Source organism: Catenuloplanes sp. NPDC051500, assembly GCF_044454585.1.
Classification (GTDB): Bacteria; Actinomycetota; Actinomycetes; order Mycobacteriales; family Micromonosporaceae; genus Catenuloplanes.
This window is the reverse complement of the sequence record NZ_JBITDX010000002.1, coordinates 734,173-757,420: the sequence shown is the minus strand read 5'-3', so window position 1 is coordinate 757,420 and position 23,248 is coordinate 734,173. Positions and strand designations below refer to the sequence as shown.

At 72.0% G+C, this 23,248-nt stretch carries 25 protein-coding genes; 8 read left to right on the top strand and 17 right to left on the bottom strand.

The genetic code is table 11. The features are described from left to right. Window positions 1-57 precede the first annotated feature (57 nt). Window positions 58-636, bottom strand: a complete 579-nt coding sequence (locus tag ACIA8K_RS06365; RefSeq protein WP_396055572.1) for a hypothetical protein — start codon at window positions 634-636, stop codon at window positions 58-60. A 150-nt stretch (window positions 637-786) separates the two neighbouring features. Between ACIA8K_RS06365 and ACIA8K_RS06360 the strand changes: the two genes are divergently transcribed. From ACIA8K_RS06360 to pcaF, 3 genes are all read left to right on the top strand, one after another. Further along, window positions 787-1,296, top strand: coding sequence for a hypothetical protein (locus tag ACIA8K_RS06360; RefSeq protein WP_396055570.1), 510 nt, complete (start codon window positions 787-789; stop codon window positions 1,294-1,296). A 245-nt stretch (window positions 1,297-1,541) separates the two neighbouring features. Then, on the top strand, window positions 1,542-2,450 hold the full coding sequence (locus ACIA8K_RS06355; RefSeq protein WP_396055568.1) for a serine hydrolase: 909 nt from the start codon (window positions 1,542-1,544) through the stop codon (window positions 2,448-2,450). A gap of 51 nt (window positions 2,451-2,501) precedes the next feature. After that, window positions 2,502-3,704 (top strand): 3-oxoadipyl-CoA thiolase, encoded by a 1,203-nt coding sequence (pcaF, locus tag ACIA8K_RS06350; RefSeq protein ID WP_396055566.1) that lies wholly within the window; start codon window positions 2,502-2,504, stop codon window positions 3,702-3,704. A 178-nt stretch (window positions 3,705-3,882) separates the two neighbouring features. On the opposite strand, the gene ACIA8K_RS06345 is transcribed toward pcaF, so the two are convergent. The 7 genes from ACIA8K_RS06345 to ACIA8K_RS06315 form a co-directional block, all read right to left on the bottom strand. Beyond that, a complete protein-coding gene (locus tag ACIA8K_RS06345) occupies window positions 3,883-4,683 on the bottom strand; it encodes an IclR family transcriptional regulator C-terminal domain-containing protein (RefSeq protein ID WP_396055564.1) in 801 nt (266 codons plus the stop codon). Between the two features lie 11 nt (window positions 4,684-4,694). Continuing rightward, on the bottom strand, window positions 4,695-5,825 hold the full coding sequence (pcaD, locus tag ACIA8K_RS06340; RefSeq protein ID WP_396055562.1) for a 3-oxoadipate enol-lactonase: 1,131 nt from the start codon (window positions 5,823-5,825) through the stop codon (window positions 4,695-4,697). A 197-nt stretch (window positions 5,826-6,022) separates the two neighbouring features. Then, window positions 6,023-7,540, bottom strand: coding sequence for a lyase family protein (locus ACIA8K_RS06335; RefSeq protein WP_396055560.1), 1,518 nt, complete (start codon window positions 7,538-7,540; stop codon window positions 6,023-6,025). Further along, entirely contained in the window at window positions 7,515-8,075 is a 561-nt protein-coding gene (gene pcaG / locus ACIA8K_RS06330; protein WP_396055558.1) for a protocatechuate 3,4-dioxygenase subunit alpha, read from the bottom strand. The genes ACIA8K_RS06335 and pcaG overlap by 26 nt, the downstream gene beginning before the upstream one ends. After that, window positions 8,068-8,784: a protocatechuate 3,4-dioxygenase subunit beta gene (gene pcaH / locus ACIA8K_RS06325; RefSeq protein WP_396055556.1), complete on the bottom strand. Its 717-nt coding sequence runs from the start codon at window positions 8,782-8,784 to the stop codon at window positions 8,068-8,070. Before pcaH ends, pcaG begins: the two co-directional genes overlap by 8 nt. Beyond that, window positions 8,784-9,530 carry a CoA-transferase subunit beta gene (locus tag ACIA8K_RS06320; protein WP_396055554.1) on the bottom strand — a complete coding sequence of 249 codons (747 nt, stop codon included), beginning with the start codon at window positions 9,528-9,530 and terminating at the stop codon, window positions 8,784-8,786. The genes pcaH and ACIA8K_RS06320 overlap by 1 nt, the downstream gene beginning before the upstream one ends. Continuing rightward, window positions 9,527-10,333, bottom strand: a complete 807-nt coding sequence (locus ACIA8K_RS06315) for a CoA transferase subunit A (RefSeq protein ID WP_396055552.1) — start codon at window positions 10,331-10,333, stop codon at window positions 9,527-9,529. Before ACIA8K_RS06315 ends, ACIA8K_RS06320 begins: the two co-directional genes overlap by 4 nt. A gap of 269 nt (window positions 10,334-10,602) precedes the next feature. Here ACIA8K_RS06315 and ACIA8K_RS06310 point away from each other — a divergent pair, with 269 nt between their 5' ends. From ACIA8K_RS06310 to ACIA8K_RS06295, 4 genes are read left to right on the top strand one after another with little or no spacing between them, the layout of a single operon-like run. Continuing rightward, a complete protein-coding gene (locus ACIA8K_RS06310; protein WP_396055550.1) occupies window positions 10,603-11,574 on the top strand; it encodes an ABC transporter substrate-binding protein in 972 nt (323 codons plus the stop codon). Next, window positions 11,571-12,350 carry an ABC transporter permease gene (locus ACIA8K_RS06305; RefSeq protein ID WP_396055548.1) on the top strand — a complete coding sequence of 260 codons (780 nt, stop codon included), beginning with the start codon at window positions 11,571-11,573 and terminating at the stop codon, window positions 12,348-12,350. The genes ACIA8K_RS06310 and ACIA8K_RS06305 overlap by 4 nt, the downstream gene beginning before the upstream one ends. Beyond that, window positions 12,350-13,108, top strand: a complete 759-nt coding sequence (locus tag ACIA8K_RS06300; RefSeq protein ID WP_396055546.1) for an ABC transporter permease — start codon at window positions 12,350-12,352, stop codon at window positions 13,106-13,108. The genes ACIA8K_RS06305 and ACIA8K_RS06300 overlap by 1 nt, the downstream gene beginning before the upstream one ends. A 1-nt stretch (window position 13,109) precedes the next feature. Beyond that, the gene (locus ACIA8K_RS06295; RefSeq protein ID WP_396055544.1) at window positions 13,110-13,901 is read left to right on the top strand and encodes an ABC transporter ATP-binding protein; all 792 of its coding nucleotides are present in this window, start codon (window positions 13,110-13,112) and stop codon (window positions 13,899-13,901) included. A 6-nt stretch (window positions 13,902-13,907) separates the two neighbouring features. Here ACIA8K_RS06295 and ACIA8K_RS06290 read toward each other — a convergent pair whose 3' ends face one another. From ACIA8K_RS06290 to ACIA8K_RS06265, 6 genes are all read right to left on the bottom strand, one after another. Continuing rightward, window positions 13,908-15,368 carry an aldehyde dehydrogenase family protein gene (locus ACIA8K_RS06290; RefSeq protein ID WP_396055542.1) on the bottom strand — a complete coding sequence of 487 codons (1,461 nt, stop codon included), beginning with the start codon at window positions 15,366-15,368 and terminating at the stop codon, window positions 13,908-13,910. Window positions 15,369-15,609: 241 nt separating this feature from the next. Continuing rightward, the gene (locus ACIA8K_RS06285) at window positions 15,610-16,428 is read right to left on the bottom strand and encodes a hypothetical protein (RefSeq protein WP_396055540.1); all 819 of its coding nucleotides are present in this window, start codon (window positions 16,426-16,428) and stop codon (window positions 15,610-15,612) included. After that, window positions 16,425-16,916, bottom strand: coding sequence for a hypothetical protein (locus tag ACIA8K_RS06280; protein WP_396055538.1), 492 nt, complete (start codon window positions 16,914-16,916; stop codon window positions 16,425-16,427). The genes ACIA8K_RS06285 and ACIA8K_RS06280 overlap by 4 nt, the downstream gene beginning before the upstream one ends. After that, entirely contained in the window at window positions 16,913-17,350 is a 438-nt protein-coding gene (locus ACIA8K_RS06275) for a calcium-binding protein (RefSeq protein ID WP_396055536.1), read from the bottom strand. Before ACIA8K_RS06275 ends, ACIA8K_RS06280 begins: the two co-directional genes overlap by 4 nt. Window positions 17,351-17,540: 190 nt before the next feature. Next, window positions 17,541-18,044: a hypothetical protein gene (locus ACIA8K_RS06270; RefSeq protein WP_396055534.1), complete on the bottom strand. Its 504-nt coding sequence runs from the start codon at window positions 18,042-18,044 to the stop codon at window positions 17,541-17,543. A 270-nt stretch (window positions 18,045-18,314) separates the two neighbouring features. After that, entirely contained in the window at window positions 18,315-18,794 is a 480-nt protein-coding gene (locus ACIA8K_RS06265) for a MarR family winged helix-turn-helix transcriptional regulator (protein WP_396055532.1), read from the bottom strand. A 245-nt stretch (window positions 18,795-19,039) separates the two neighbouring features. On the opposite strand from ACIA8K_RS06265, the gene ACIA8K_RS06260 reads away from it, so the two are divergent. Continuing rightward, window positions 19,040-21,301, top strand: coding sequence for an alkaline phosphatase family protein (locus tag ACIA8K_RS06260; RefSeq protein WP_396055530.1), 2,262 nt, complete (start codon window positions 19,040-19,042; stop codon window positions 21,299-21,301). On the opposite strand, the gene ACIA8K_RS06255 is transcribed toward ACIA8K_RS06260, so the two are convergent. The 3 genes from ACIA8K_RS06255 to ACIA8K_RS06245 are packed head-to-tail and all read right to left on the bottom strand — an operon-like array spanning window position 21,252 to window position 23,247. Further along, window positions 21,252-21,809 (bottom strand): DedA family protein, encoded by a 558-nt coding sequence (locus ACIA8K_RS06255; RefSeq protein WP_396055528.1) that lies wholly within the window; start codon window positions 21,807-21,809, stop codon window positions 21,252-21,254. The two genes, ACIA8K_RS06260 and ACIA8K_RS06255, sit on opposite strands and share 50 nt — an antisense overlap. Then, window positions 21,806-22,585 carry an MBL fold metallo-hydrolase gene (locus tag ACIA8K_RS06250; RefSeq protein ID WP_396055526.1) on the bottom strand — a complete coding sequence of 260 codons (780 nt, stop codon included), beginning with the start codon at window positions 22,583-22,585 and terminating at the stop codon, window positions 21,806-21,808. The genes ACIA8K_RS06255 and ACIA8K_RS06250 overlap by 4 nt, the downstream gene beginning before the upstream one ends. Window positions 22,586-22,632: 47 nt before the next feature. Next, complete coding sequence (locus tag ACIA8K_RS06245) at window positions 22,633-23,247, bottom strand: TetR/AcrR family transcriptional regulator (RefSeq protein WP_396055524.1); 615 nt, start codon at window positions 23,245-23,247, stop codon at window positions 22,633-22,635. Window position 23,248 lies beyond the last annotated feature (1 nt).

Genomic DNA, 23,248 nt, shown 5'->3' with positions numbered 1-23,248 from the left:
GCCGGGCAATCTGCGCGACCTTACACAGGGTTCCACGCATCGAGGGTCTTGGGGTCCTCAGTCCTTCGGGCAGTAGTCGCAGACCTCGGGGAAGGTGGACGTCGCCGGCGGTTCCGCGCAGGCGATGAAACCGGCGTCGACACTGTTCCAGGTGGTAAGTGTGCCGGTGACAGGTGCCGCGCCCCCGCCGCAGGTGACCCGGAAGCCGGCCTCGACGAGCGAGGTCCCGGAGTAGCCCAGGACCCAGCCCCGCTGCGTGGACCCCTCAAGCATCGTGTGCAGGCTCTCCAGCTCGGTGGCCGGCGACGCGTCCGCGCCGAGGTTGAGGTTGCGGAGTTCGCCGAGTGAGCGGGCCAGCGTGGGGATCCAGGTGCGGTCCGTGCCGTCGCCTGTCACCTCGGGCGTGAACGGGCGGTCCAGCAGGTCCCGCCAGGTGGTCCGGTCGTCGTCCAGGTAGCGGGCCACCACGTGCAGCAGCGAGGGCGTGGAGGTGAGGTCGCCCCAGTCGACAGTGCCGGTGTCCGGCGTGCAGGCGGGCGGTGCGGGGGAGCTCGACGGCTCCGGCGCGGGCGAGCCACCGCAGGCGGCGAGGAGGGCGGCCGCGAGCAGCGCGACACACCTGCCCGGACCCCTCATCAACACAGGATTCCACTTCCCGGGGGTACGGGACGCCCGCATCGACGAGAGTGCATGAATTCCGCTAGGCTGCCGGGGTCGGCCGGGCGACAGGGCATCCCCAGCGCCGCGGCAATCCGTGCTGCGGCGCGCAGCTTGACGGAGGAAGTCATGCGCTGGACCAGCGGCTTGCTTGTGGGAGTGGCCATGGCGGTCACCGTGACCGGTTGCGGAAGTGCCCCCGGCTCGTCCACGCCCGGTGGCGCCGCCCCGGCGGGCACGGGCGCCGCGCCCGCCGTGCCGAAGAGTGCCAACGTGGCGGCCGCGCTCGACGTGGTGAACGCCCAGTTCGCGTCGATCAAGGCGGGCGACTGGGCCACCGCCTGGGACGGGTGGACTGACGCGGCAAAGGACGAGATCGCCAAGGACGTCTACGTGAAGACGAACGAGGCCTGTCCGGCGCTGACCGCTGCCGCGTTCGAGCTTGAGCGCGTGACCCCGATCGACGACACCACTGTCGACGTCGGCTGGCGGCGCGACGGCATCAGCGAGCACGGCACGTCCCGCCTGGTCGGGACGGTCTGGCAGTTCGACCCGGGCAGCACGCTTGTCGAGTACGCGGGCGGCGTCGACGCGGCCGTCGCCAAGCGCACCGCGGCCGGGGAGTGCACCGCGGCGTGACCGGCCGCGCGGCGGGCCGCACCGCCCGCCGCGCACGCCGTCCTCCGGCTTCGGCGGCGTGGAGTGCCGCGCTCCCGGTACCGATGACGATCACGTTCGTTGGTGTGGACACGCTCTGTTTCAGGAGCGTCGCCATGCCGTGGCCGTCCTCCATTGCCGAACGCCGATTCCGAGGTACCACCTTGACAGACTTCTTGGGACCGTTCTTGAGACGCCGTCGAGAAACTCCTGGCAGCGTCCTTGTCATGCCACGGAACTCCCTGCACCTGCTCCTGAGCTCGGTCGCGGCCGCGCTTGTCGTCACGGGTTCCTCGCTGCTGGTGCCGGCGCTGCGCGGTGACGCCACCTGGCTGCCGAGCGCGGACGCCTCAGTCGCACCCGCGGCGAGCGCGGCCGACCTTGAGGCCGACCCGGAGGCCGAGGCGCGACGCGAGTGGGCGGCGAAGGGCGAGAGGCTGACCGCGGCGCTGGCCGGGTACGCGGAGGGCGGCGCGGAGTTCGCCGTCACGCTTGTCGACAACCGCACCGGGTACGCGTTCGACTACTTCGGCGACGAGTCGTTCGAGACCGCGAGCGTCGCCAAGGTGGACATCCTGGCGGCGCTGCTGCTCCTGGCGCAGGACGAGGGCCGGGAGCTGACCGGCCGGGAGCTGCGGCTGGCCACGCAGATGATCGGCGTCAGCGACAACGACGCGGCCACCGCGCTCTACGACGTGATCGGCGCGGCGTCCGGGCTGTCCGCGGCGAACGCGCGCCTCGGCCTGGAGCGCACCACGCCGAGCGCCAGCTGGGGCCTGACCACGACCACGCCGAACGATCAGGCCCGGCTTGTCGGCGCGCTGCTGACCACCGGCACGGTCTTCACCGACTATTCGCGGGAGACCGCGACCACGCTGATGACCTCGATCGACGCGGATCAGGCGTGGGGGGTCAGCGCGGCCGCGGCCGACGGCGAGCGGACCGCGTTGAAGAACGGCTGGCTGAGCCGGGACACCGAGGCCGGCGAGTGGATCGTGAACAGCGCCGGCCGGATCACCGGCGACCGGACGGACCTGGTCCTGGTCGTGCTCTCGCACGGCAACGCGGGCTACCGGGCGGGCGTCGACACTGTGGAGAAGGTCGCCACGCTGACCCGGGAGCAGTTGGGCGTCTGAGCGGTACGCTTGACGCACCAGTGTGCGGAGGACGAACAGCGGAGGGTTGTCATGGCCGAGGCGTACATCGTCGGTGGCGTAAGAACCCCGATCGGGCGTTACTCCGGTGCGCTCGCCCCGGTGCGGCCGGACGACCTGGCCGCACACGTGATCCGCGCGTTGTTCGACAGCTACGACACTGTCGATCCGGAGGCGGTCGACGACGTCGTCCTCGGCTGTGCGAACCAGGCCGGCGAGGACAACCGCAACGTGGCCCGGATGGGCGCGCTGCTGGCCGGCCTCCCGGTCGGCGTGCCTGGCACCACTGTCAACCGGCTCTGCGGCTCCGGCCTCGACGCGGTGTCCTACGCGGCCCGGGCGATCCGCGCCGGCGAGGCCGACCTGCTTGTGGCCGGCGGTGTGGAGAGCATGAGCCGCGCGCCGTTCGTGCTGCCCAAGGCCGAGACGCCGTTCTCCCGTGCGGCCGAGATCGCGGACACCACGCTCGGCTGGCGGCTGGTCAACCCGATCATGGAGAAGCAGTACGGCATCGACTCGATGGGCGCGACCGCGGAGAACGTGGCCGCCGATTTCGACGTCTCCCGCGAGGACCAGGACGCGTTCGCGCTCCGGTCCCAGGAACGGGCGGCCGCGGCCCAGGCGTCCGGGCGGCTGGCCCGGGAGATCGTTCCGGTGAGCGTGCCGGTCCGGCGCGGCGAGCCGGTCGTGGTGGACAGGGACGAGCACCCGCGCGAGACCAGTCTGGAACGGCTGGCGAAGCTGCCCACGCCGTTCCGTTCCGGTGGGACTGTCACCGCGGGCAATGCGGCGGGCGTCAACGACGGCGCGGCCGCACTGCTTGTCGCGAGCGGCGACGCGGTCTCCCGTTACGGGCTGACGCCGCTGGCCCGGGTGACCGGGGCGGCCACCGCCGGCGTACCCCCGCGGATCATGGGGGTGGGTCCCGTCCCCGCGACCCGCAAACTGCTCGACCGGGCCGGGCTCACCGTCGCCGGCCTCGACCTGATCGAGCTGAACGAGGCGTTCGCCGCCCAGGCGCTCGCGGTGCTGCGCGCGCTCGGCCTCCCCGACGACGCCGCCCACGTCAACCCGAACGGCGGCGCCATCGCGCTCGGCCACCCGCTCGGCATGAGCGGCGCCCGCCTCGCCCTGACCGCCGCGCTCGAGCTGGCCGATCGGGACGCGTCCCGGGCGCTCGCCACCATGTGCATCGGCGTCGGCCAGGGCATCAGCCTGCTGCTGGAAAAACCCTAGATCCTTTTCCCGCTCCCGCGGTGGCCCGGCCCGCATGCTCCCGCGGGCCAACCTCCGGCGGTCCGAAGACTCCGCTGGCGCTCCGCTTCGGCCCGCCGGCCGGAGCCGGTTCCGCTGTGGTTCCGGAAACCCCGCGCGCTCCGCCGCTTGTCACGTCACTGCCGCGGTGCGGTTTTTTTTAGACGGCCCGCAGTGCCGGTGAGCTGCCGGTGACCCGGAGATCGGCCTCGATCCGGGACGCGGCCGCGAGCAGTGGCGGGAGCAGGTCGCGGCGCAGCGCGTCGATCGAGGTGCGGCTGGCGTGCACGGAGACGTTGACGGCCGCGACCACGCCGCCGTTGCGGTCCCGGACCGGGACCGCCATCGAGCGCAGTCCCTCCTCCAGCTCCTGGTCGACGATGGCGTAGCCCTGCGTGCGCACCCGGGACAGCTCCGCGCGCAGCGCCGCCTCGCCGGTGATCGTGCGCGCGGTCAGCCCGCGCAGTTCGACGCGTGCGAGGTAGGCGTCAAGCGACGTCGACGGCGCCGCGGCCAGCAGCACCCGGCCCATCGAGGTCACGTAGGCGGGGAAGCGCGTGCCCACGTTGATCGAGACCGTCATGATCCGGCTGGTGGGGACGCGGGCCACGTAGACCACGTCGTCGCCGTCAAGCACGGACACGGACGACGACTCGCGCACCTCCGCGGCCAGGCGCTCCAGGTGCGGCTCGGCGATCTCCGGAAGCGAGATGCTGGACAGATATGCATATCCCAGCTCCAGCACGCGCGGGCTGAGCCGGAACAGGCGCCCGTCCGTGTGCACGTATCCGAGATCGGTAAGCGTCAGCAGGAACCGCCGCGCGGCCGCCCGGGTCAGATCGCAGATCCGGGCCACCTCACTGAGCGTCAGCTCCGGATGCGTGGCATCGAACGCCCGGATCACCGCCAGCCCGCGTTCCAGCGACTGGACGAAGTGTCCCTCCCGGGCAGAGTCAGTCACGCTGAGCCACCCTACCCCTCCTCGGCGAGGACCCGGCGCGCGACGGCAAGCGCCGCGTTGCTCGCCGGCACGCCCGCGTAGACCGCGGTGTGCAGCAGCACCTCGCCGATCTCGGTCGCGGTCAGACCGTTGCGGCGGGCCGCGCGTACGTGCATGGCAAGCTCGTCGTGGCTGTGCAGCGCGGTCAGCACGGCAAGCGTGATGCAGCTGCGGGTCCGGCGGTCCAGCTCGTCCCGGGACCAGACGCCGCCCCACGCGGTCCGCGTGATGAACTCCTGGAACGGCGCGGTGAGCGGCGTGGTGGCCTCGATCGCGCGGTCCACGTGCTCGTCGCCGAGCACCTGCCGGCGGACGATCATGCCGGCGTCGTCCTCCCGGTCCTCCAGGTGCTCGAGCAGCAGCGCGGTGACCGCGTCCGCCCGCTCCACGTTGGCCAGGTGGGCCGCCTCGGGCAGCACCGCCAGGCGCGCGCCGGGAATCCCGTCCACGATGACCTGGCCGTGCGGCGGCGGCGTGGCCGGATCGTCGCGTCCGGCGATCACAAGCGTGGGTGCGGTGATGCGCGGCAGGTCCGGGCGGAGGTCCATGTGCGCGATCACGGCGCAGCAGCTCGCGTACCCTTCCGGCGGGGTCCTGAGGATCATGTCCTTGAGGCGGCCGGTCAGCTCGGCGTGCCCGGCCGCGAATCCCGGCGTCAGCCAGCGGCCGACAAGCCCGTCAGCGATCGCCGCTATCCCGCCCGCGCGCACCAGCCGGGCCCGTTCCGCCCAGCCCTCAGGCGGCCCGAGCTGCGCGGACGTGCAGCACAGCACCATTCTGCCGACCCGCTCCGGCGCATGCGCCGCCAGCCACATCGCCGTCATCCCGCCGAGCGAGAGTCCCACCACATGCGCCCGCGCGACGCCCAGCCGATCAAGCAACGCGAGCGCGTCCCGCCCCAGATCCTCAAGATCAAAATCTCCCGGGGGTACGGGTGAGCGCCCGTTCCCCCGGGTGTCGCAACGGATCACCCGGAAGCGGCGACTCAACGCGGGCATCTGCGGATCCCACATGCCCAGATCGCTGCCGAGCGAGTTGAGCAGCAGCAACGGCGGCGCATCGACGGGTCCGTCGACGACGTGATGCAATTCGACGGCGCTCATGCCGGTCCCCTCACTGTCGTGCCGATGATGCCGCCTCCACGCCACGCGCCGGCCGGCGGGATCTGCCCGCCCGCCATGCGGGCCGGCCGGAGTGGTCACGTGTCATGTGGGCTGGGCCGCCCGGCATGTGGGCTGGCCGGGAGCGGTCACGAGTCATGTGGGCCGGCCCGCGCGCCATGCGGGCCTGCGGGGAGCGATCACGCGTCGCCCTTCGGGTGGGCGGCGAGGGCGCGGTCGATCAGCGCGGAGGCGCTCCCCAGGTACTCCGCCGGATCGAGCAGCGCGGTCACCCGGTCCCGGTCCAGGTGCGCGGTGATCCGCGGGTCGTCCGCGAGCGTGCCGCCGCCGCGCACCACTGACGCGATCAGGTCGTGGGCGGCGTCCTTGCCGAGCGTGGGGGCGAGCGCGCCCGCGACCCGCTCGGCCAGCAGCGCGCCGCCGGTCAGGTCCAGATTGGCGCGCATCCGGGCCACGTCGATCTCCAGGCTGCCCAGGCACTCGCGCAGCCAGTGTGCGGCCGAGCCGGTGGCGCGCAGCAGATCGGTGAGCGGCAGCCACTCCGCGTGCCAGGCGCCGGCCGCGCGCTGGTGCTCGTGCGGCATCGCGGCGTAGAGCGTGGCGGTCAGTCCCGGCGCCCGGGCGGCGGACGCGGCCGCGGAGATCGCGGCGATCGGATTCGCCTTGTGCGGCATGGTCGAGGAGCCGCCCCGACCGCCGCCCTCCCGGACCTCGCCGACCTCTGTCTGCGCGAGCAGCACCACGTCCCGGGCGACCTTGGCGATCGTGCCCGCGGCACCCGCGAGCGCGCCGGCCAGCTCCGCGATCCGGCCCCGGTCGGTGTGCCAGGGCAGGATCGGCTCGTTCAGCTCAAGCTCATCCGCGAACGCGCTGATCAACGCGATCCCGACGAGTCCGTTGCGCCTCGCGGAGACGCCTGCCGAACCGGCACGACCAGGCAAGCCGGTCGGTTCGTCACGTGCGGTCCGCGCGGCGGTCGGCCCGTCACTCGCGGTCCGCGTGTCCGCCGGTCCGTCGGGTGCGGCCCGGGTGCCCGCCGTTCCGCCGGCCGCGTCCCGTGTTTCGGCAGGTTCGCCGAGTGCGGCAAGGGTGCCGACCGCGCCGCCCAGCTGCACCGCAAGCGTGCCGTGCCGCATCCGGGCCAGCCGGCTGCCGGCCGCGTCAAGCGCGGTCATCCACCCGGCTGCGACAAGCCCGAACGTGGTCGGCAGTGCCTGCTGCAACAACGTACGCCCGGCGATGAGCGCGTCCCGGTGCTCGGCGGCAAGCGCGGCGGCCCGGTCCGCGGCCGAGGCCAGGTCCGCGCGCAGCGGCCCGGTGGCCCGGTGCGCGACAAGCATCGCGGCCGAGTCGATGATGTCCTGGCTGGTGGCCCCCAGGTGCGCCTGCCCGGCGAACTCGGGCCTCAGTTGGGCACGCAGCGCGCGTACCAATGGGACCACTGGGTTTCCGGTGTCGGCTGCCTCATGGGCGAGCGCGGCCGCGTCGAAGCGCGCGGCCTGGCAGACCTCGGTGATCGCGGCGGCGGCCGACGGGGAGACCAGCCCGAGCCGGGCCTGTGCGCGGGCCAGTGCGGCCTCCGCGTCAAGCATCGCCTGCAGCCAGGCCCGGTCGCTGACCGCGTCGTGCACCGGCCCGGCGGACAGCACGCCGTCGAAGAGGCCGCGGCGCTCAGATGGCGAAGAAGACTGTCTCATGGTCCCCCTGGAGCCGGATGTCGAACCGGTAGCCGTCCCCGGAGAGCGGGGCCACAAGCGTGGACCGGCGCGCGGCCGGGACCGTGGCCAGCACCGGGTCGGCCGCGTTCGCCTCCGCCTCGTCCGCGAAGTAGATGCGCGTCACCACCCGGTGCAGCAGCCCGCGGGCGAGCACGGAGACGTCGATGTGCGGCGCCTGCGGCCGGCCCTCGCGGTCCGGCACGGTGCCGGGCTTAAGCGTGAGTATCGCCCAGTTTCCGGCGTCGTCTGTGGGACACCTGCCGAATCCGCGGAAGCCGGTGCCCGGCAGGCCGCGGGGATCGTCCGGGTGCGCGAAACCGCCGGCCGGGTCGGCCTGCCACGTCTCGATGAGCGCGTCCGGCACGATCGCGCCGGTGCCGTCGAAGACCGTGCCGGTGATCCGGATCGCGCCCGGCGTGCCCTCGGCGACCACTGACGGGCCGTCCGGCCAGGGCAGGCCGATCGAGAGGTACGGCCCGACCGTCTGCGACGGCGTCAACCCCCGCTCAGTCATCGTGCGGGTCCTCGGTCGGGGTGCCGTCGTCCGGCCCGGCCAGCACGATGTCGAAGCGGAAGCCGAGCGCCCACGAGTCGACGGTCGCGGACAGGTCGAAGCCGGCGATCAGGCGTTGCCGCGCGCGCTCGTCCCGGATCGAGTTGAAGATCGGGTCGTACGCGAAGAGCGGGTCGTCCGGGAAGTACATCTGGGTCACCAGGCGCTGGGTGAACGCGCGCCCGAGCAGCGAGAAGTGGATGTGCGCCGGCCGCCACGCGTTCGGATGGTTGCCCCACGGGTACGCCCCGGGCTTCACTGTCACGAACCGGTAGTGCCCGTCCGCGTCGGTCAGGCAGCGCCCCACGCCTGTGAAGTGCGGGTCGACCGGCGCGTCGTGCTGGTCCCACCGGTGCTGGTAGCGGCCGGCCGCGTTCGCCTGCCACACCTCGACGAGCGTGTGCGGGATCGGCCGGCCGCCTGCGTCCCGCACCTGCCCGTGCACGATGATCCGCTGGCCCTGCGCCTCGCCACCTGGTGCGAGCGTGAGATCCGCGTCGGCCTCCGTCACCCGGCCCTCGCCGAGCAGCGGCCCGGTGAGCTCGGTGAGCGTGTGCGGAAGCAGCACGAGTTGCTCGCGCGGGGCCCGCAGCACTGTCGACCTGTAGCCGGGGGAGAGCAGCGGCGGATGAGTCGTACCATCGTCGCGTCTGTAGGTGGTGAGGTCCATCAGCCCTCCTCAAGCGCGCGGAGCACGCGCAGCTCGGTGTCGGTCGGCGCGTCGGTGGTCCGCAGGTCCGGCGCGACCCGTAGGTCCCAGCCGGTGGCCTCGCGGGCCCTGTCGAGCGTCACGCCGGGGTGCAGGTGGGTGAGCGTCAACTCGCAGGTCTCCGGGTCGGGCGCGAGCATGCCGAGGTCCGTGACGACGAGTTGCGGTCCGCTGCCGCGCAGCCCGTGCCGCTCCCGGTCGCCCGGCCCGCCGCCGAAGCCGACAGACGTGACGAAGTCGACCTTCTCCACGAACGTGCGCCGGCTGTGCGCCACGATCACGATGACCTCGCGACAGGACGCGGCGATCTCCGGCGCGCCGCCCGCGCCGGGCAGCCGCACGGCCGGGTCCGCGTAGTCGGCGCCGATCACCGTCGTGTTGATGTTGGCGAACCGGTCGAGCTGGGCCGCGCCGAGGAAGCCCATGTCGATCCGGCCCGGCTGCAGCCAGTAGTTGAAGATCTCCGGCACCGAGACCACCGCGTCCGCGGTCTCGGCGAGCATGCCGTCGCCGATCGAGAGCGGCAGCCTGCCCGGCTTCGCGCCGATCGTGCCCGACTCATACACCAGAACAAGACCTGGCGCATGGGTACGCCGGGCGAGGTTCGCCGCGGTGCTGGGCTTGCCGATGCCGACGAAGCACTTGCTGTCGCCTCGCAGCGTGCGTGCCGCCGCGATCGTCATCATCTCTCCGGAGGACCAGCTCATCGGCCCAGCACCTCCGTCCGGAGCCAGCTGGTGAAGGAGTCCCGGTCGCGCGAGATCGCGTCCCACTCCTTGTAGTAGGCGTTGTCGCGCTCGTAGTAGCCCATCGCGTAGGACGGGCGGGCCCCGCCGGGGACCTCCGCCACGCTGGTGACGGTCCACCCCGGCAGCACCACCGCGCCCGGCCGTGGTTCCAGCTCGTCGACGATCTCCTCGACCGTGACAAGCGAGCGCCGCGAGGCGAGCACGACCTCCTTGTGTACGCCGGTGATGCCCCAGATCTGCACGTTCCCGTCCCGGTCCGCGCGCTGCGCGTGCACGATCGCCACGTCCGGGTTCAGCGCCGGGACCGCGGTCAGCACCTCGCCGGTGAACGGGCAGGTGATCGGCGCGATCGTGGCGGTCTGTGCGGGCAGGTCGGTGCCGGTGTAGCCGCGCAGCACCGCGAACGGCAGCCCGGCCGCACCGGCCGCGTACCGGTTCGCCATGCCGGCGTGGCTGTGCTCCTCGATCTCCAGCGGGGCCGGCCAGCCGTGCTGCGCCGCGTCCCGGAACCGGTGCAGCGAGCCCACGCCCGGGTTGCCGGCCCAGGAGAAGACCAGCTTGCGCGCGCACCCGGCGCCGATCAGCTGGTCGTAGACGATGTCCGGCGTCATCCGGACCAGCGTCAGGTCGCGCCGGCCCTGGCGGATGATCTCGTGGCCCGCGGCCACCGGGATCAGGTGGGTGAAGCCCTCCAGCGCAATCGTGTCCCCGTCGTGCACGAGCCGGGCGACCGCGTCGGCCAGCGTGGTGATCTCCCCCATGGCGCTCCCGAGGTCGGCGACAGCGTGCGTCCTGCGCACACACGTTCGTCCAACGAACGTAACGTCCGCCCCCACGCAGCGTCAACGGCGTCTAGGCTGTCGAGTCGGCACGCATAGTGATCCAACAATATCGACGCGTGGCATTGACGTGGCCTGGGTCACGTCTTACGTTCTCTGTGGGAACGAATGTTCGTTATGCGCACACATTCTACCGTCGAAAACGAGCAAGAGGCACAATACGGGCAAAACCCTCAACCGGGAGATGGCTCATGCGTCGCCGCTCAGTCCTCAAGATCAGTGTCGCCGCGCTCAGTGGCACCGTGCTCACCGCCTGCGGCAGTTCACCGGCGGACGAGCCGGGCACCGACGCCTCAGGCCCGCGCACGGTGACGGTCGGCGTCATACCGATCGTCGACGTCGCGCCCATCTACCTCGGCAAGGAGCAGGGCTTCTTCTCGTCCCGCGGGATCGACCTCAACCTGGTCACCGCGCAGGGCGGCTCCGCGATCGTGCCGGGTGTGCTCAGCGGCGAGTTCGAGTTCGGCTTCAGCAACATCACCTCGCTGATGATCGCCCAGACGAAGAAGGTGCCGGTCAAGGTCGTGGCGAACGGCGCGGCCTCCACCGGCGCGGCAGGTAAGGACTTCAGCGGCGTCGTGGTGCGCAAGGGCAGCCAGATCACCACCGCGGCCGCGCTTGCCGGGCGCAAGGTCGCGGTCAACACGCTGAAGAACATCGGCGACACCACGGTCCGCGAGTCGGTCCGCAAGGACGGTGGGGACCCGTCCGGCATCCAGTTCGTCGAGATCGCCTTCCCGGACATGCCGGCCGCGCTCGAGAACGGCCAGGTCGACGCGGCCTGGTTGGTCGAGCCGCAGCTGTCCACAGCGAAGGCCGCGGGCGCGACGGTGGTTGCCTCCAACTTCACCGACACCGCGCCGAACCTGACGATCGCGGCCTACTTCACCGGCGCCAAGCTGATCGGGGAGGATCCGGCGCTGGTCGGCCGCTTCACCGAGGCGGTCAACGAGTCGTTGTCCTACGCGGACGCCCACCCGGACGAGGTACGCGCCGTGCTCAGCAGCTACACGAAGATCAGCGAAGAGGTGCGGGCCGCGCTGATCCTGCCGACGTGGCCGGTCGAGATCAACCGGGCCTCGCTTGAGACGCTGGCCGGGCTCGGCGAGACGGACGGCATCTTCGGCGACGCGAGGCCCGACCTGAGCAAGCTGCTGCCGTGACCACCGCCCGCACCCGGCTCGCGCTCGGCCTGGTCGGCCTGGCCGGATTCCTGCTGCTCCTGGAGGTGTTCCCGCGCGCCGGCCTGGTCCCGGCGCGCTACCTCCCACCGGCGACCGAGATCGGCGTCGCGCTCGGCGGCGAGCTGTCCGAGCCCGCGTTCTGGAGCGCGCTCCGCGACACGCTTCACGGCTGGGTGCTCGGGCTGCTCATCGCGGCCGTGGCCGGCATCGCGCTCGGCCTGCTGATCGGCGCGACGCCGGTGCTGCGCGAGCTGACCGCGTCCACGATCGAGTTCCTGCGCCCGATCCCGTCGGTGGCGCTGATCCCGCTCGTCGTCGTCCTCTACGGCGCCGGCCTGGAGTCCAAGCTGGTGCTCGTCGTCTACGCCGCGTTCTGGCAGATGCTCGTCCAGGTGCTGTACGGCGTGCGCGACGTCGACCCGGTCGCGGACGACACCGCCCGCGCGTACGGCCTCAACCGCCCCGCCCGCATCGCCCACGTGCTCTGGCCGACCGCGCTGCCGTACGTGATGACCGGCCTGCGCCTCGCCGCCGCCGTCGCGCTGATCCTCTGCGTCACAGGCGAGCTGGTCATCGGCGCGCCCGGGCTCGGCTCGCGGATCGCTGTCGCACAGAGCTCCGGCGCGGTCGCCGACATGTACGCGCTGATCGTGGTCACCGGCCTGCTCGGCGTCGCGATCAACGTGGGCGCCCGTGCGGTCGAGCGGCACGCGCTCGCGTGGCACCAGTCGGTCCGTGGCGAGGCGGCGGTGTGATGAGGCTTCTCAAGCTCGTGGCGATGCCTGTCGTCCTGGTCGCCGTCTGGTGGTTCGCGACCGCCCGCAGCGAGAACTTCTACGTGCCCCCGCTGCACGACATCGTGGCGTCCGCGCCCGGCGTCTGGACCCTCGACCGGCTCCGCTCCGACCTGCTCCCCAGCCTGTGGCGCCTGCTCGCCGGGTTCACGCTCGCGCTGCTCATCGGCGTGGCCGCCGGCGTGCTGATCGGCGGCCGTCCCCGCGTGCGGGCCACTGTCGAGCCGGTGCTGGAATTCCTGCGCGCGGTCCCGCCACCCGTGCTGGTCCCGGTGATCATGCTGTTCGCCGGCATCGGCGACGGAATGAAGGTGCTGGTCATCGTCTCCGGCTGCGTCTGGCCGATCCTGCTCAACACGGTCGAGGGCGTGCGCGCGGTCGACGGCGTGCTCACCGAGACCGCCCGCTCCTACGGGCTCACCGGACCCGCCCGGCTGTGGCGGCTGGTGCTGCCGGCCGCCAGCCCGCAGATCGTCGCCGGGGCACGCCAGGCGCTCTCCGTCGCGATCATCCTCATGGTGATCAGCGAGATGTTCGCGGCCAGCTCCGGCCTCGGCTACACGATCGTCGAGTTCCAGCGGAGCTTCGCGATCCCGGAGATGTGGACCGGAATCATCGTCCTCGGCCTGCTCGGCGTGCTGCTCTCCGGCCTGTTCCGGCTGGCCGAGACCGCGATCCTGGGCTGGTACCACGGCCTCCGCCGCGCGCAGAAGGGCTGACATGCTCACCGTTTCGGGCCTGCAGAAGACCTACACCGGCGACGGCCGATCAGTCGAGGCGATCCGCGACCTGACCTTCACCCTCGCGGACGGCGACCTCACCTGCCTGGTCGGCCCGTCCGGCTGCGGCAAGACCACGCTGCTCAAGTGCATCGCCGGCCTGCTCACCCCGTCCGGCGGCACGGTCACGCTCGACGACGCACCGGTCACCGGGCCGCCACCCGGCATGGCAGTCGTCTTCCAGGAGTACGGCCGCAGCCTCTTCCCCTGGATGCGGGTCGCGGCCAACGTGGAACTCCCGCTGCGCCAGAAACACATCCCCCGGGAACGCCGCCGTGCGCTGGTGCACGAGTCACTCGCCGCGGTCGGACTCGCCGACGCCCACTCCGCGTACCCCTGGCAGCTCTCCGGCGGCATGCAGCAACGCGTCGCCATCGCCCGCGCCATCGCCTACGAGCCCCGCGTCCTGCTGATGGACGAGCCGTTCGCCGCGGTCGACGCCCAGACCCGCGCCGACCTCGAAGACCTGATCCGCGACCTCTGGCACCGGCTCGGCGTCACGGTCCTCTTCGTCACCCACGACATCGACGAGGCCGTCTACCTGGGCCAGAACGTCCTGATCCTCTCCGCGTCCCCCACGGTGATCCTCGAACACCTCCCGATCGACCTCCCCGCCGAGCGCGACCAGCTCCACACCCGCGCGGCCCCCCGTTTCATCGAACTCCGCACCCACGTCTACGGGCAGATCCAGGCCGCGAAGAAGGCCGTCCGTGCCGACGCCGGGCCGCGATAGGGCAGCTCAGAAGGGGAAATGCTTCGGGCGCTGCTGGAGTGTGATCCAGCGAAGGTCGGTGAAGGCGTCGATGCCGGCGCGGCCGCCGAACCGGCCGTATCCGGAGGACTTGACGCCGCCGAACGGGGCTACCGGCTCGTCGTCGACGGACTGGTCATTGATGTGGACGATGCCGGTCTGCAGGCGCCGGGCCAGGTCGAGGCCGCGGGACAGGTCGCCGGTGAGAACGCCGGCGGTCAGGCCGTACGGGCTGTCGTTGGCGATCGTGACCGCGTGGTCCGCGTCGTCGACAGTGATCACGGTGCAGACCGGGCCGAAGATCTCCTCCGCGTAGATGCGCATGTGCGGTTCCACGCCGGACAGCACTGTGGCGGGGTAGAGCGCACGGTCCGGTGCGCCGCCACCGGCCGCGAGTTTCGCACCCTGGGACACGGCCTCGTCGACAAGCGTCGCGACGCGGGCGGCGGCGGACTCGCTGATCAGCGGGCCGATCACTGTGGTGGGGTCGGACGGGTCGCCGGCCGGGAGCGCGGTGGCCTTCGCGGCGAGCAGTGCGGTGAACTCGTCCGCGACCGCGCGGTGCACAAGCACCCGGTCGGCGGACATGCAGATCTGCCCGGCGTTCAGGTAGGCGCCGAACGCGACCGCGTTGACCGCGTACTCCAGGTCGGCGTCGTCCAGGACCAGCACGGAGTTCTTGCCGCCGAGCTCGAGCACCGCGGGCGTGAGGTGGCTGGCGGCCAGCTCGCCGATTCGGCGGCCGACGGAGGTGGAGCCGGTGAAGTTGACCCGCCGGACACGCGGGTCGGCGATCAGGGTCTCCGCGATCACTGCCGCGTCGGCGCGGTCGTTGGTGATCACGTTGAGCACGCCCGGCGGCAGTCCGGCCTCGTGCAGCAGGTCGGCCAGGTAGTGGGCGGCGGCGAGCGGCGCGTCCTCGCTGGCCTTGACCACGACCGTGTTGCCGACCGCGAGCGGCGTGGCGATCGCGCGGGTGCCGAGGATGATCGGCGCGTTCCACGGCGCGAACGCGGCGACCACCCCGGCCGGCTGGCGCAGGCCGAGCGCGAGCGCGTCCGGATTGTCGGTGGCGAGCACCTCGCCGATCGGGGTGCTGACCATCGCGGCGGCCTCGCGCAGCATGCCGGTGGCCAGGCCGACGTTGAACATGGCCCAGCCGAACGGGCCGCCGGTCTCCGCGCCCACCAGCGCAGCGGCCTCGTGCGCGTGCTCCTCGAGCAGGTCGGCGGCCCGGTTCAGGATCGCGCGCCGGGCGGACGGCGGGGTGGCGGCCCAGCCGGGGAACGCGGCGTGGGCGGCGTCGACCGCACGGGTCACGTCTTCCGGCCCGGCCGCGGCGACGAGCGCCAGCGGCGTACCCGTCCAGGGATTGAGGTCCTGGGTGGTGCGGCCGCCGGTGGCGGGAACGTGCTCGCCGTTTATCAGGAGATTGCGGGTGTCTGTCATGGGAGGCGCTCCAGTGTTCGCATGGCGCACAACAGTTACCCATAAGAACGCTAGAGGGGGGCCAGTTAACAGTCAAGAAACGCGGAGGCCCCGCCGGTCGCGGGCCGATCGCTGCAGGGGAGGCAAGCAGCGATCGGTCCGCGACCGGCGGGGCTCCCGATGGCGCACCGGCCACCTCCGGGGCCACCGGAGAGTGAAGCCTGAGAGCCTGGTGCGCGCGTCGAACCGGGTGTTACCGGGATCAGAGCGTAATGATCTTGATGTTGCTGAGCGTCACGTCGCCGCCCTTACCCTCGGCGGAGCAGATGTTGATCTGCTTGACCTTGCCGGAGCCGTCCGTGGTGTTGAAGCAGAGGACGTAGTTGTTCGCGTCCCCGCCCTTGACCGAGACGTTGACGTTCTTCTGCAGGCCGCCGCCGTTGTAGCCCTTGACGTCGACGTTGTTCAGGCTCCACTCGGCGCCGCCGCCGAAGGTCGAGCAGTCGTCGCGCTGGTTGAGCTTGTCCGAGACGACGTTCCAGCACTTGGCGGACGCGCCGCCGTCGGTGCCCTTCGGCACGCCGGCCCGGTCGATGACCCCGGACGTGATGGTGCGGGCGATGTTGCCCTTCTGCACCGTCACGTTGTTCAGGTAGACCTTGCCGCCCTTGGCCGTGGCCCAGCACTTGGTCATCTGGCCGGTGCCCTTGGCCCGGTGGTTCTCGCACTTGTCGGCGGCGATGCCGACGCGGGCGGCCGCCCGGTCCAGCGAGGCGAGCGCGGAGGCGTTGGCCTTCGCGGCCGACTGCGACACGAAGATCTCGACGCCGCCGAGGCCGACCGAGCCGCCGGCCGCGTTCGCCTTGCAGTTGTTGAGCTGCAGCTTGTAGCCGGCCTTCTTGGCGAGGCTGAGCGCCGCGGCGACGTTGCCGCAGACCACTGTGGAGTTGCCGTCGCCGCCCTTGACGGTGATGTCAGTGGTGTCCGCGGACGCCGGCGACGGCGCGACGGTGACGGCCATCGCCAGAACGAGCATGCCGGAGGCGACCGCGCCGATGCGCGTCAGGTGTTGCAGTCTCATGAAGTCTTCCCTGTGTTGGAGGCGGGGCCCGCAAGCGTCTGCACGGCTCCGGTGCTGAGGTCCTGCACGGTGACGGAGAAGCTGCGGGCGAGCGTGGGTTTGCAGTCCAGGCCGGTGATCACCGGGGGCTGGACGGAGAACCCGGCGACCTGCTCGCCGGCGCGTACCCCGTTGCCGTCTGCCTTGTGTTCGGAGACGACCTCGGTCTCGGAGGAGGCCTGGGAGGTGAGCGACACGCCGCCGCCGATGCAGACGACGTCCACGGTGCCGGTGGCCCGGATGGAGACCAGGCCGGTCGACCACGGCTTCGCCCCGGTCTCCCGGAACGTCACCTTCAGCAGGTTGCCGTCCCAGGTGGCCGTGTTCGTGCTTGCGAACGTGGGCGTGGCGTCCGCGGCCTGAGCCGGGGAGGCGACTGTCGCCGCGGCGGCGCCGGTGAGCAGGCCGGCGGTGAGGATCACGCCGGCGCGGGAGAGTGTCATGGTCATCCGCCCGTCGTGAACGTGCGTTCGCAACCGGAGTACCAGGCGTTCTTCACCGGGCCGAGGCAGCGGTCACGGCCGGAGCCGCCGTCCGCCTTGCCGCCGTTGGGGCCGGCCACCAGCCGGTCGTCGTCCGCGCCGCCGTAGAGCGTGTCCCAGCCGGGGCCGCCCACGAGGATGTCGTCGCCGGCGCCGCCGATCAGGATGTCGTCACCGGCGAGCCCGAGCAGGAGGTCATCGCCGCCGAAGCCGCAGACGACGTCCTTGCCCTTGGTGCCGATCAGCTTGTCGTCACCTGAGGTGCCGTTGATGGTGCAGGCCGGCCAGGGCTTCGGCGTGGCCGGCGTCGCCGCCTGCGCCACTCCGGGCGTGAACGCGGCGGCCAGTAGAACTGAGAACGAGGCGCCCGCCAGGAGGGCGCCCCGGGTAGGACTGGTCATCTCGCCATTCCTTCCGTGACTGCGGCACGAGGGGCGCTGCGTGCGCTGAGAGCCCGTGCACGCACTTGCCGACGAGTCGGAGGAGAACCTCACCTCGCGAGCGGCCCGGAGTGTGCCGCCGTGCCGCCCGCGAGGCGGGGGAGGACCGCATATGAGGTGAGGGGGCCGGTCACCCGGCCCCCTCGGTGAATCAGCTGGTCTGGATGACCGTGAAGTCGACGTTGGACAGCTTGACGTCGCCGCCCTTGGCGTCCGAGATCGCGGCGCAGTCCTGGAAGTTCTTCGAGGACGCAGAGCCGCTCAGCACGTTCGCGCACGCGGAGAGCGCGGTCGCGTCGCCACCGGCGATCTTGATGTCGGCGCTGTTGAGCTTCTTGCCCTTGCCGCCGGACGCGTCCTGGATGACGTTGACGTCAACGTCCTTCAGGACGACGCCGCCACCCTGCGCCGACGAGATGTTCTGGCAGGACTGGATCTTCGGCGGGGACTTCTTCAGCTTGGCGTAGGTCTTCGCCACGTTGAAGCAGGCGCCGACGGCCTTGGCGTCGCCGCCGACGATCGCGATGTCCGCCTTGTTGGTGGTCGACGACGGGCCGAAGCCGGCGGCGGCCGGGGCGGCGGCCACGGCGACACCGAACGCGGCGGTGGCGATCATCAGGGAGATGCGGCCGGTGGTGGCCATGGTGATCTTCATGGTGAGAGCTCCTGAAGTGCACATGCCGGAATCGGTCCGACGCCGGCCCGAGGGACTGCAGTAACCGGAGGTAACTGCGCGATCACTCGAACACGGCAAACACTATTCAAGGCAGCCGCAAAGAGCCCGTATTTTCGCCATGTGTAGGCTGTCGCGTAATTTACACTACAATTTCGTAGAAAATCGGGCATGTCGGATATGGAAAACTAGACTGGACGGTTTTCCGGGTGTAGTGCGCGACGGGCGCGGGCAGACAGGCGAAGATACCCGCTATTCGCGGACCAAACCCTTTTGCGGCAACGAATCCGGCGCCCCGCTCAACCTCTCCGCGACGCCCTCGTTGAACCGCTCCAGCAGGTCCGCGAACCGTTCGCGGTCCCGGGCCGGCCACGAATCGGTGAGTTCCCGCAGCAGCTCCCGGCGCGCCGTGCGCATGCCGCGCAGCACCTCCGTGCCGTACCCGGTGATCTCGATCAGCGCGGCGCGCCGGTCCCCCGGGTCCGCCGAGCGGCTGATCAGGTCCTCGTTCTGCAGCGACTGCACCTGGCGGCTGACCGTGGACACGTCCAGGCCGAACAGCGCGGCAAGCGCGGTGAGCCGCATCGGCCCGTCGTCGTGCAGGCGGCCGAGGATGCTGTACGCCGCGCGCTCCACGTGCCGTGCCACGCCGGGCAGGCGCACATGGATCCGTTGGGTGCGCCGGACGAGAAGCGTCAGCTCACGCTCGATGCGGTCCCGCTCGTCGGTCATCGCGCCCATCCTCTGTGCCGCTGCCGTGCCCTATGTGCCGCTGCCATGCCCTGCCGCCCCGCCGCGGCCTGCGAAGCCGTGCAGTGCCGCGTGCCGCCGGCGTGTCGCCGCGGAAGCAGAAAGCCAAGTGTGGCCGGGCCGCGCCCGTGCGACAAACCGGGCCGCCGTTGTGCGACCGATCACGATCGTGGCAGGCCCGCGCGCGTGCGGGGGACGGCTGGGGCCGCCTGTGCCAGAGTGCAGGGATGGCTCAGCAACCCGGCCCGCGCGACGCGCAGGCGGAACCGGGCCGCCTCCGGCTGGGCCTGCGCGTCCTGCGCGACTGGCGGCCCACGCTCCCACGTTTCCGCGCGCTCACCCGCGCCATGCTCACCTCGTTCGTGGTGCTCGCGGCCACGCTCTGGCTGCTGCCCGGCGTCAACGCCAGCGGCCTCGTCGCGCTGCTCTGGCTGGTCGCGCTGGTCACCGGCGTCGGCGCGTTGCTGCGGCCGCTGCTGCTTGTGGTCGCGACAGTGCTCGGCGGGTTCGGCTCGCTGCTGCTCGGCGTGGTGGTGCAGGCGATCATCCTGTACGTCGCGCTGCGCCTGAACCCGGCCGGCGGCGGCACCGGCTTCGAGGTCGCGTTCGCCGCCTCGTGGATCGCGATCGCGCTGGCCGCGGTGGTCAACTGGGTGGTCGACGCCGGCACCGACGACACGTTCGTGCTGGAGACCATGCGCCTGATGTCCCGCGTCCGGCGCAGTCACCCGCGCCCGGCCGACTGCGACCGGGACGGCATGCTCATCGTCCAGCTGGACGGCGTCTCCGCGCCGCTGCTGCGCTGGGCGGTCCGCGCCGGGAACCTGCCGCACATGGGCCGCTGGCTGCGCGACGGTACGCACCGGCTGGCGCCGTTCCACACTGGAGTGCCGGCCACCACGCCCGCGGTCCAGGCCGGGATCCTCTACGGCGACGTGCGCCAGGTGCCCGCGTTCCGCTGGTACGAGAAGGCCGAGCGGCGCCTGATGGTGACCAACCGCCCGCGCGACGCGGCCGAGATCGAGCGCCGCCTCTCCACCGGTGCCGGCCTGCTCCGTGACGGCGGCGTGAGCATCAGCAACGTCTTCCCGGGCGACGCCGAGACCTGCCTGCTCACCGTGTCCCGGGCCGCGCTGCCCGGCCCGTCCTCCTCCGGGTACGCCGCGTTTATGACGTTCGGCCTGGCCCGCGCGATCGTGCTGGGCTTCGGCGAGATCATGAAGGAGCTGTGGCAGAGCCGCCAGCAGCGCCGCCGCGACGTGCAGCCCCGGATCCGCCGGGGTGGCTACTACCTGCTGCTCCGCCCGGCCACGAACGTGCTGCTGCGCGACCTGAACGTGTCGCTGATCGCGGAGCAGATGGCGAAGGGCGCGCCTGTCGTCTACTGCGACTTCGTGGACTACGACGAGGTGGCGCACCACGCCGGACCGGCCCGCAACGAGGCACTTCACTCGCTTGAGGGCCTGGACCGGGTGGTAGGCATCCTGCACCGGCTCGCCGCGGACGCGCCCCGCAACTACCACCTGGTGGTGCTCTCCGACCACGGCCAGGCGCAGGGCGCCACCTTCCGGCAGCGGCACGGCGAGCGCGTCGAGGATGTGGTGCAGCGGCTGGTCGCCCGCGCCGGCACCGAGGCGCCGACCGGCCGGGCCCGTTCCTCGACCGCGCCTGTCGAGCAGTGGGGGCCGGTGAACGCGCTTCTCACCGAGGCCGCGAACCGGTCCGGCCCGACAGCGGCGGCGGCCCGGGCCGCGACCCGCAAGCGCTCCGAGGGCGGCGAGGTCACGCTCGGCCCGGTGGACGCGGCGGAGGACGACGACGCGGAGTCAGTGGTGGTCGCGTCCGGGAACCTGGCGATGGTCTACCTGCCGCGGCTGGCGGGCAAGGCCACGAAGGAACAGCTGGACGTCGCGTACCCCGGGCTTGTGGAGGATCTGGCCTCGCACCCGGGCGTGGGCGTGCTTGTCGTGGACTCCGCAGCCGGGCCGGTCGCGCACGGAGCCCGGGGACGGCACCGGCTCGCGGACGGCGTGGTCGAGGGCGAGGACCCGCTGCTGCCGTACGGCCCGCGCGCCCGCGCCGACCTGCTGCGCCACCAGACCATGGACCATGTGGGAGACCTGGTGCTGATCAGCCCGGTCGACTCCGCGACCGAGGACGTCGCCGCCTACGAGGAGCTGGTCGGCTCGCACGGCGGGCTGGGCGGCTGGCAGACCGAGGCGATGGTGCTGCACCCGGACGAGTGGCCACGCGAGTCCGAGGAGTTCGACGGCCCGGACGCGGTGCACCGCCAGCTGCTGACCTGGCTTGAGAAACTGGGCGTCCGCAACGCGAGCCCGGATGACGACGCGACCTCGGATGACGACGCGACCTCGGATGACGACGCGACCTCGGATGACGACGCCACCCCGGATGAGGACGCCACCCCGGATCGCGACGCTATGCCGGCGCCTCTCGGCGGCGGGACACCCACGACGCTATCTGCGTGACCACCACGACGAGCACGATCGCGGCCACCACGCCCTCCCACGGCCGGGCGAAGACCGTGCCGCCGAGCAGCCCGACCGCGGCGTAGACGGCGGCCCACAGCGCGCAGGCCGGCGCGTTCGCAAGGACGAACGTCCGCCAGGACACGCCGATCACGCTTGCGGCCAGCAGCATCGGGATCCGGCCGCCGGGCACCAGGCGGGAGATCAGCAGCACCGGCACCTCGCGGTTCTTCAGCTCCTCGCCAAGCTTGTCGAGCTTCTCGTTGCCGCGCAGCCAGCGCAGCCGGCGGGCCAGCTGCTCACCACCCCAGCGGCAGGCCGCGTAGGTGACCAGGTCGCCGAGGTACGCGCCGAGCGCGCCGGCCGCCACCACGAGCAGCACCAGGACCGGATTGTCGTGCGCGGCCACCGCGGCCGCGCCGCTCACCGCCACACCTGTCGGTACGACCGGCAGCACCGCACCGAACGCGACCAGGCCGAACAGGGAGAGGAGTACCCCGATGGTCACGGCGCCCCGAACTCCACAGTCTCGCCGGGTAGCGGCAGATGCGCGCGCACGCCCGGGATCAGCTCCTCCGCCGCGCGCACGAAGTCGCTTCCGGGGGAGTGGAACATGTGCGGCCGTACCCGGCCCATGCCGACCGGCCAGAACGTGCCGTAGTGGATCGGGACCGCGTCGGACGCGCCGACCCGGCGCACCGCCTCCGCACCGTCGGCCGGCCCCAGGTGCTGCGACGGGTGCAGGCTCGGGCCCCAGCCGCCGACCGGCACCAGCGCCACGTCGACCGGGCCGATCTCGGACATGCCGTCGAACAGGCCTGTGTCGCCCGCGAACCAGGTGCGGGCCGCGCCCTCGATGACGAAGCCGAGCGCGTCACCCCGGAGGCGGGACCAGGGGCCGCGCCCGCCGTCGTGGGCCGCGGGCACCGCCCGTACCCGCAAATCCTTGATCTTGGTTTCCTCGCCGGGGGCGAGTTCGACGCAGTTGCCGGAGTAGTGGCTGCCGAGGCGGCGGTGGATCAGGCCGGCCGCGCCGCGTGGCACCACGAACACGGTGTCGGCTGGTATCCGGCGCAGCGACGGGACGTCCAGGTGGTCGGCGTGCAGGTGGGAGACGAGCACCGCGTCGGGTGCGCCGGGGAGCAGGGGCCGGGGGCCGCGCATCCGGCGCAGATGGGCGAGCCGGTCGCCGAGCAGTGGGTCGGTGAGCAGCCGGACCCCCGAATCCTCGAGCCAGATCGTGGCGTGCCCCCACCACGTGGCCCTTACCGCCGTGCCGTCCACGTCGCCCACGGTACGTGACGATCACCCGTGGGCCGCGGGTAGACACCTCACCGGGTGATCTCGCGCAACGCGCCGGTGAGCGTGGCGCGGACCGCCTCCGGTGTCATCCGGTCCGGGAACATCAGCGCCTGCAGCGACAGCCCGTCCACGATCACGTGCAGCCGGGACGCGTGCGCCTCGAGCGCCGGGTCGGCGAGCGGCGTGGCGAGCTCGGGCGGCTCCGGGGTGCCGGTGAGCCGGGCGGCCGAGAGCCGGCACAGGTAGCGGGTGCCGGCCCAGGCCACGTCGCGGGCGGCGTCGATGCCGGGTGTGCGAAGCGTGAAATCCGCGATCATCACGAAGATCAGCACCTCGACGCGGCGCTCCTCGTCCAGCGGCAGCATCTCCTCAAGCACCGCCACGACCTGGTCGAGCGGGGTCAGCGACGCGTTCTCCAGGTGCACGCGGATGCGCTCCGGGACCCGTTCCATCATCAGCTGCGCCGCGAACGCGAGCAGCTCGGCCTGGGTGGAGAAGTAGTGCCGGATCGCGCCGGTGGACCAGCCGGACTCGGCCGCGATCGCCCGGACCGAGGTGGCGCCGATGCCGCCGCGGGCGACCACCCGCCACACGGCCGCTGCCAATTCACGTCTGCGCTGGTCATGGTCGACGATTCTGGGCACC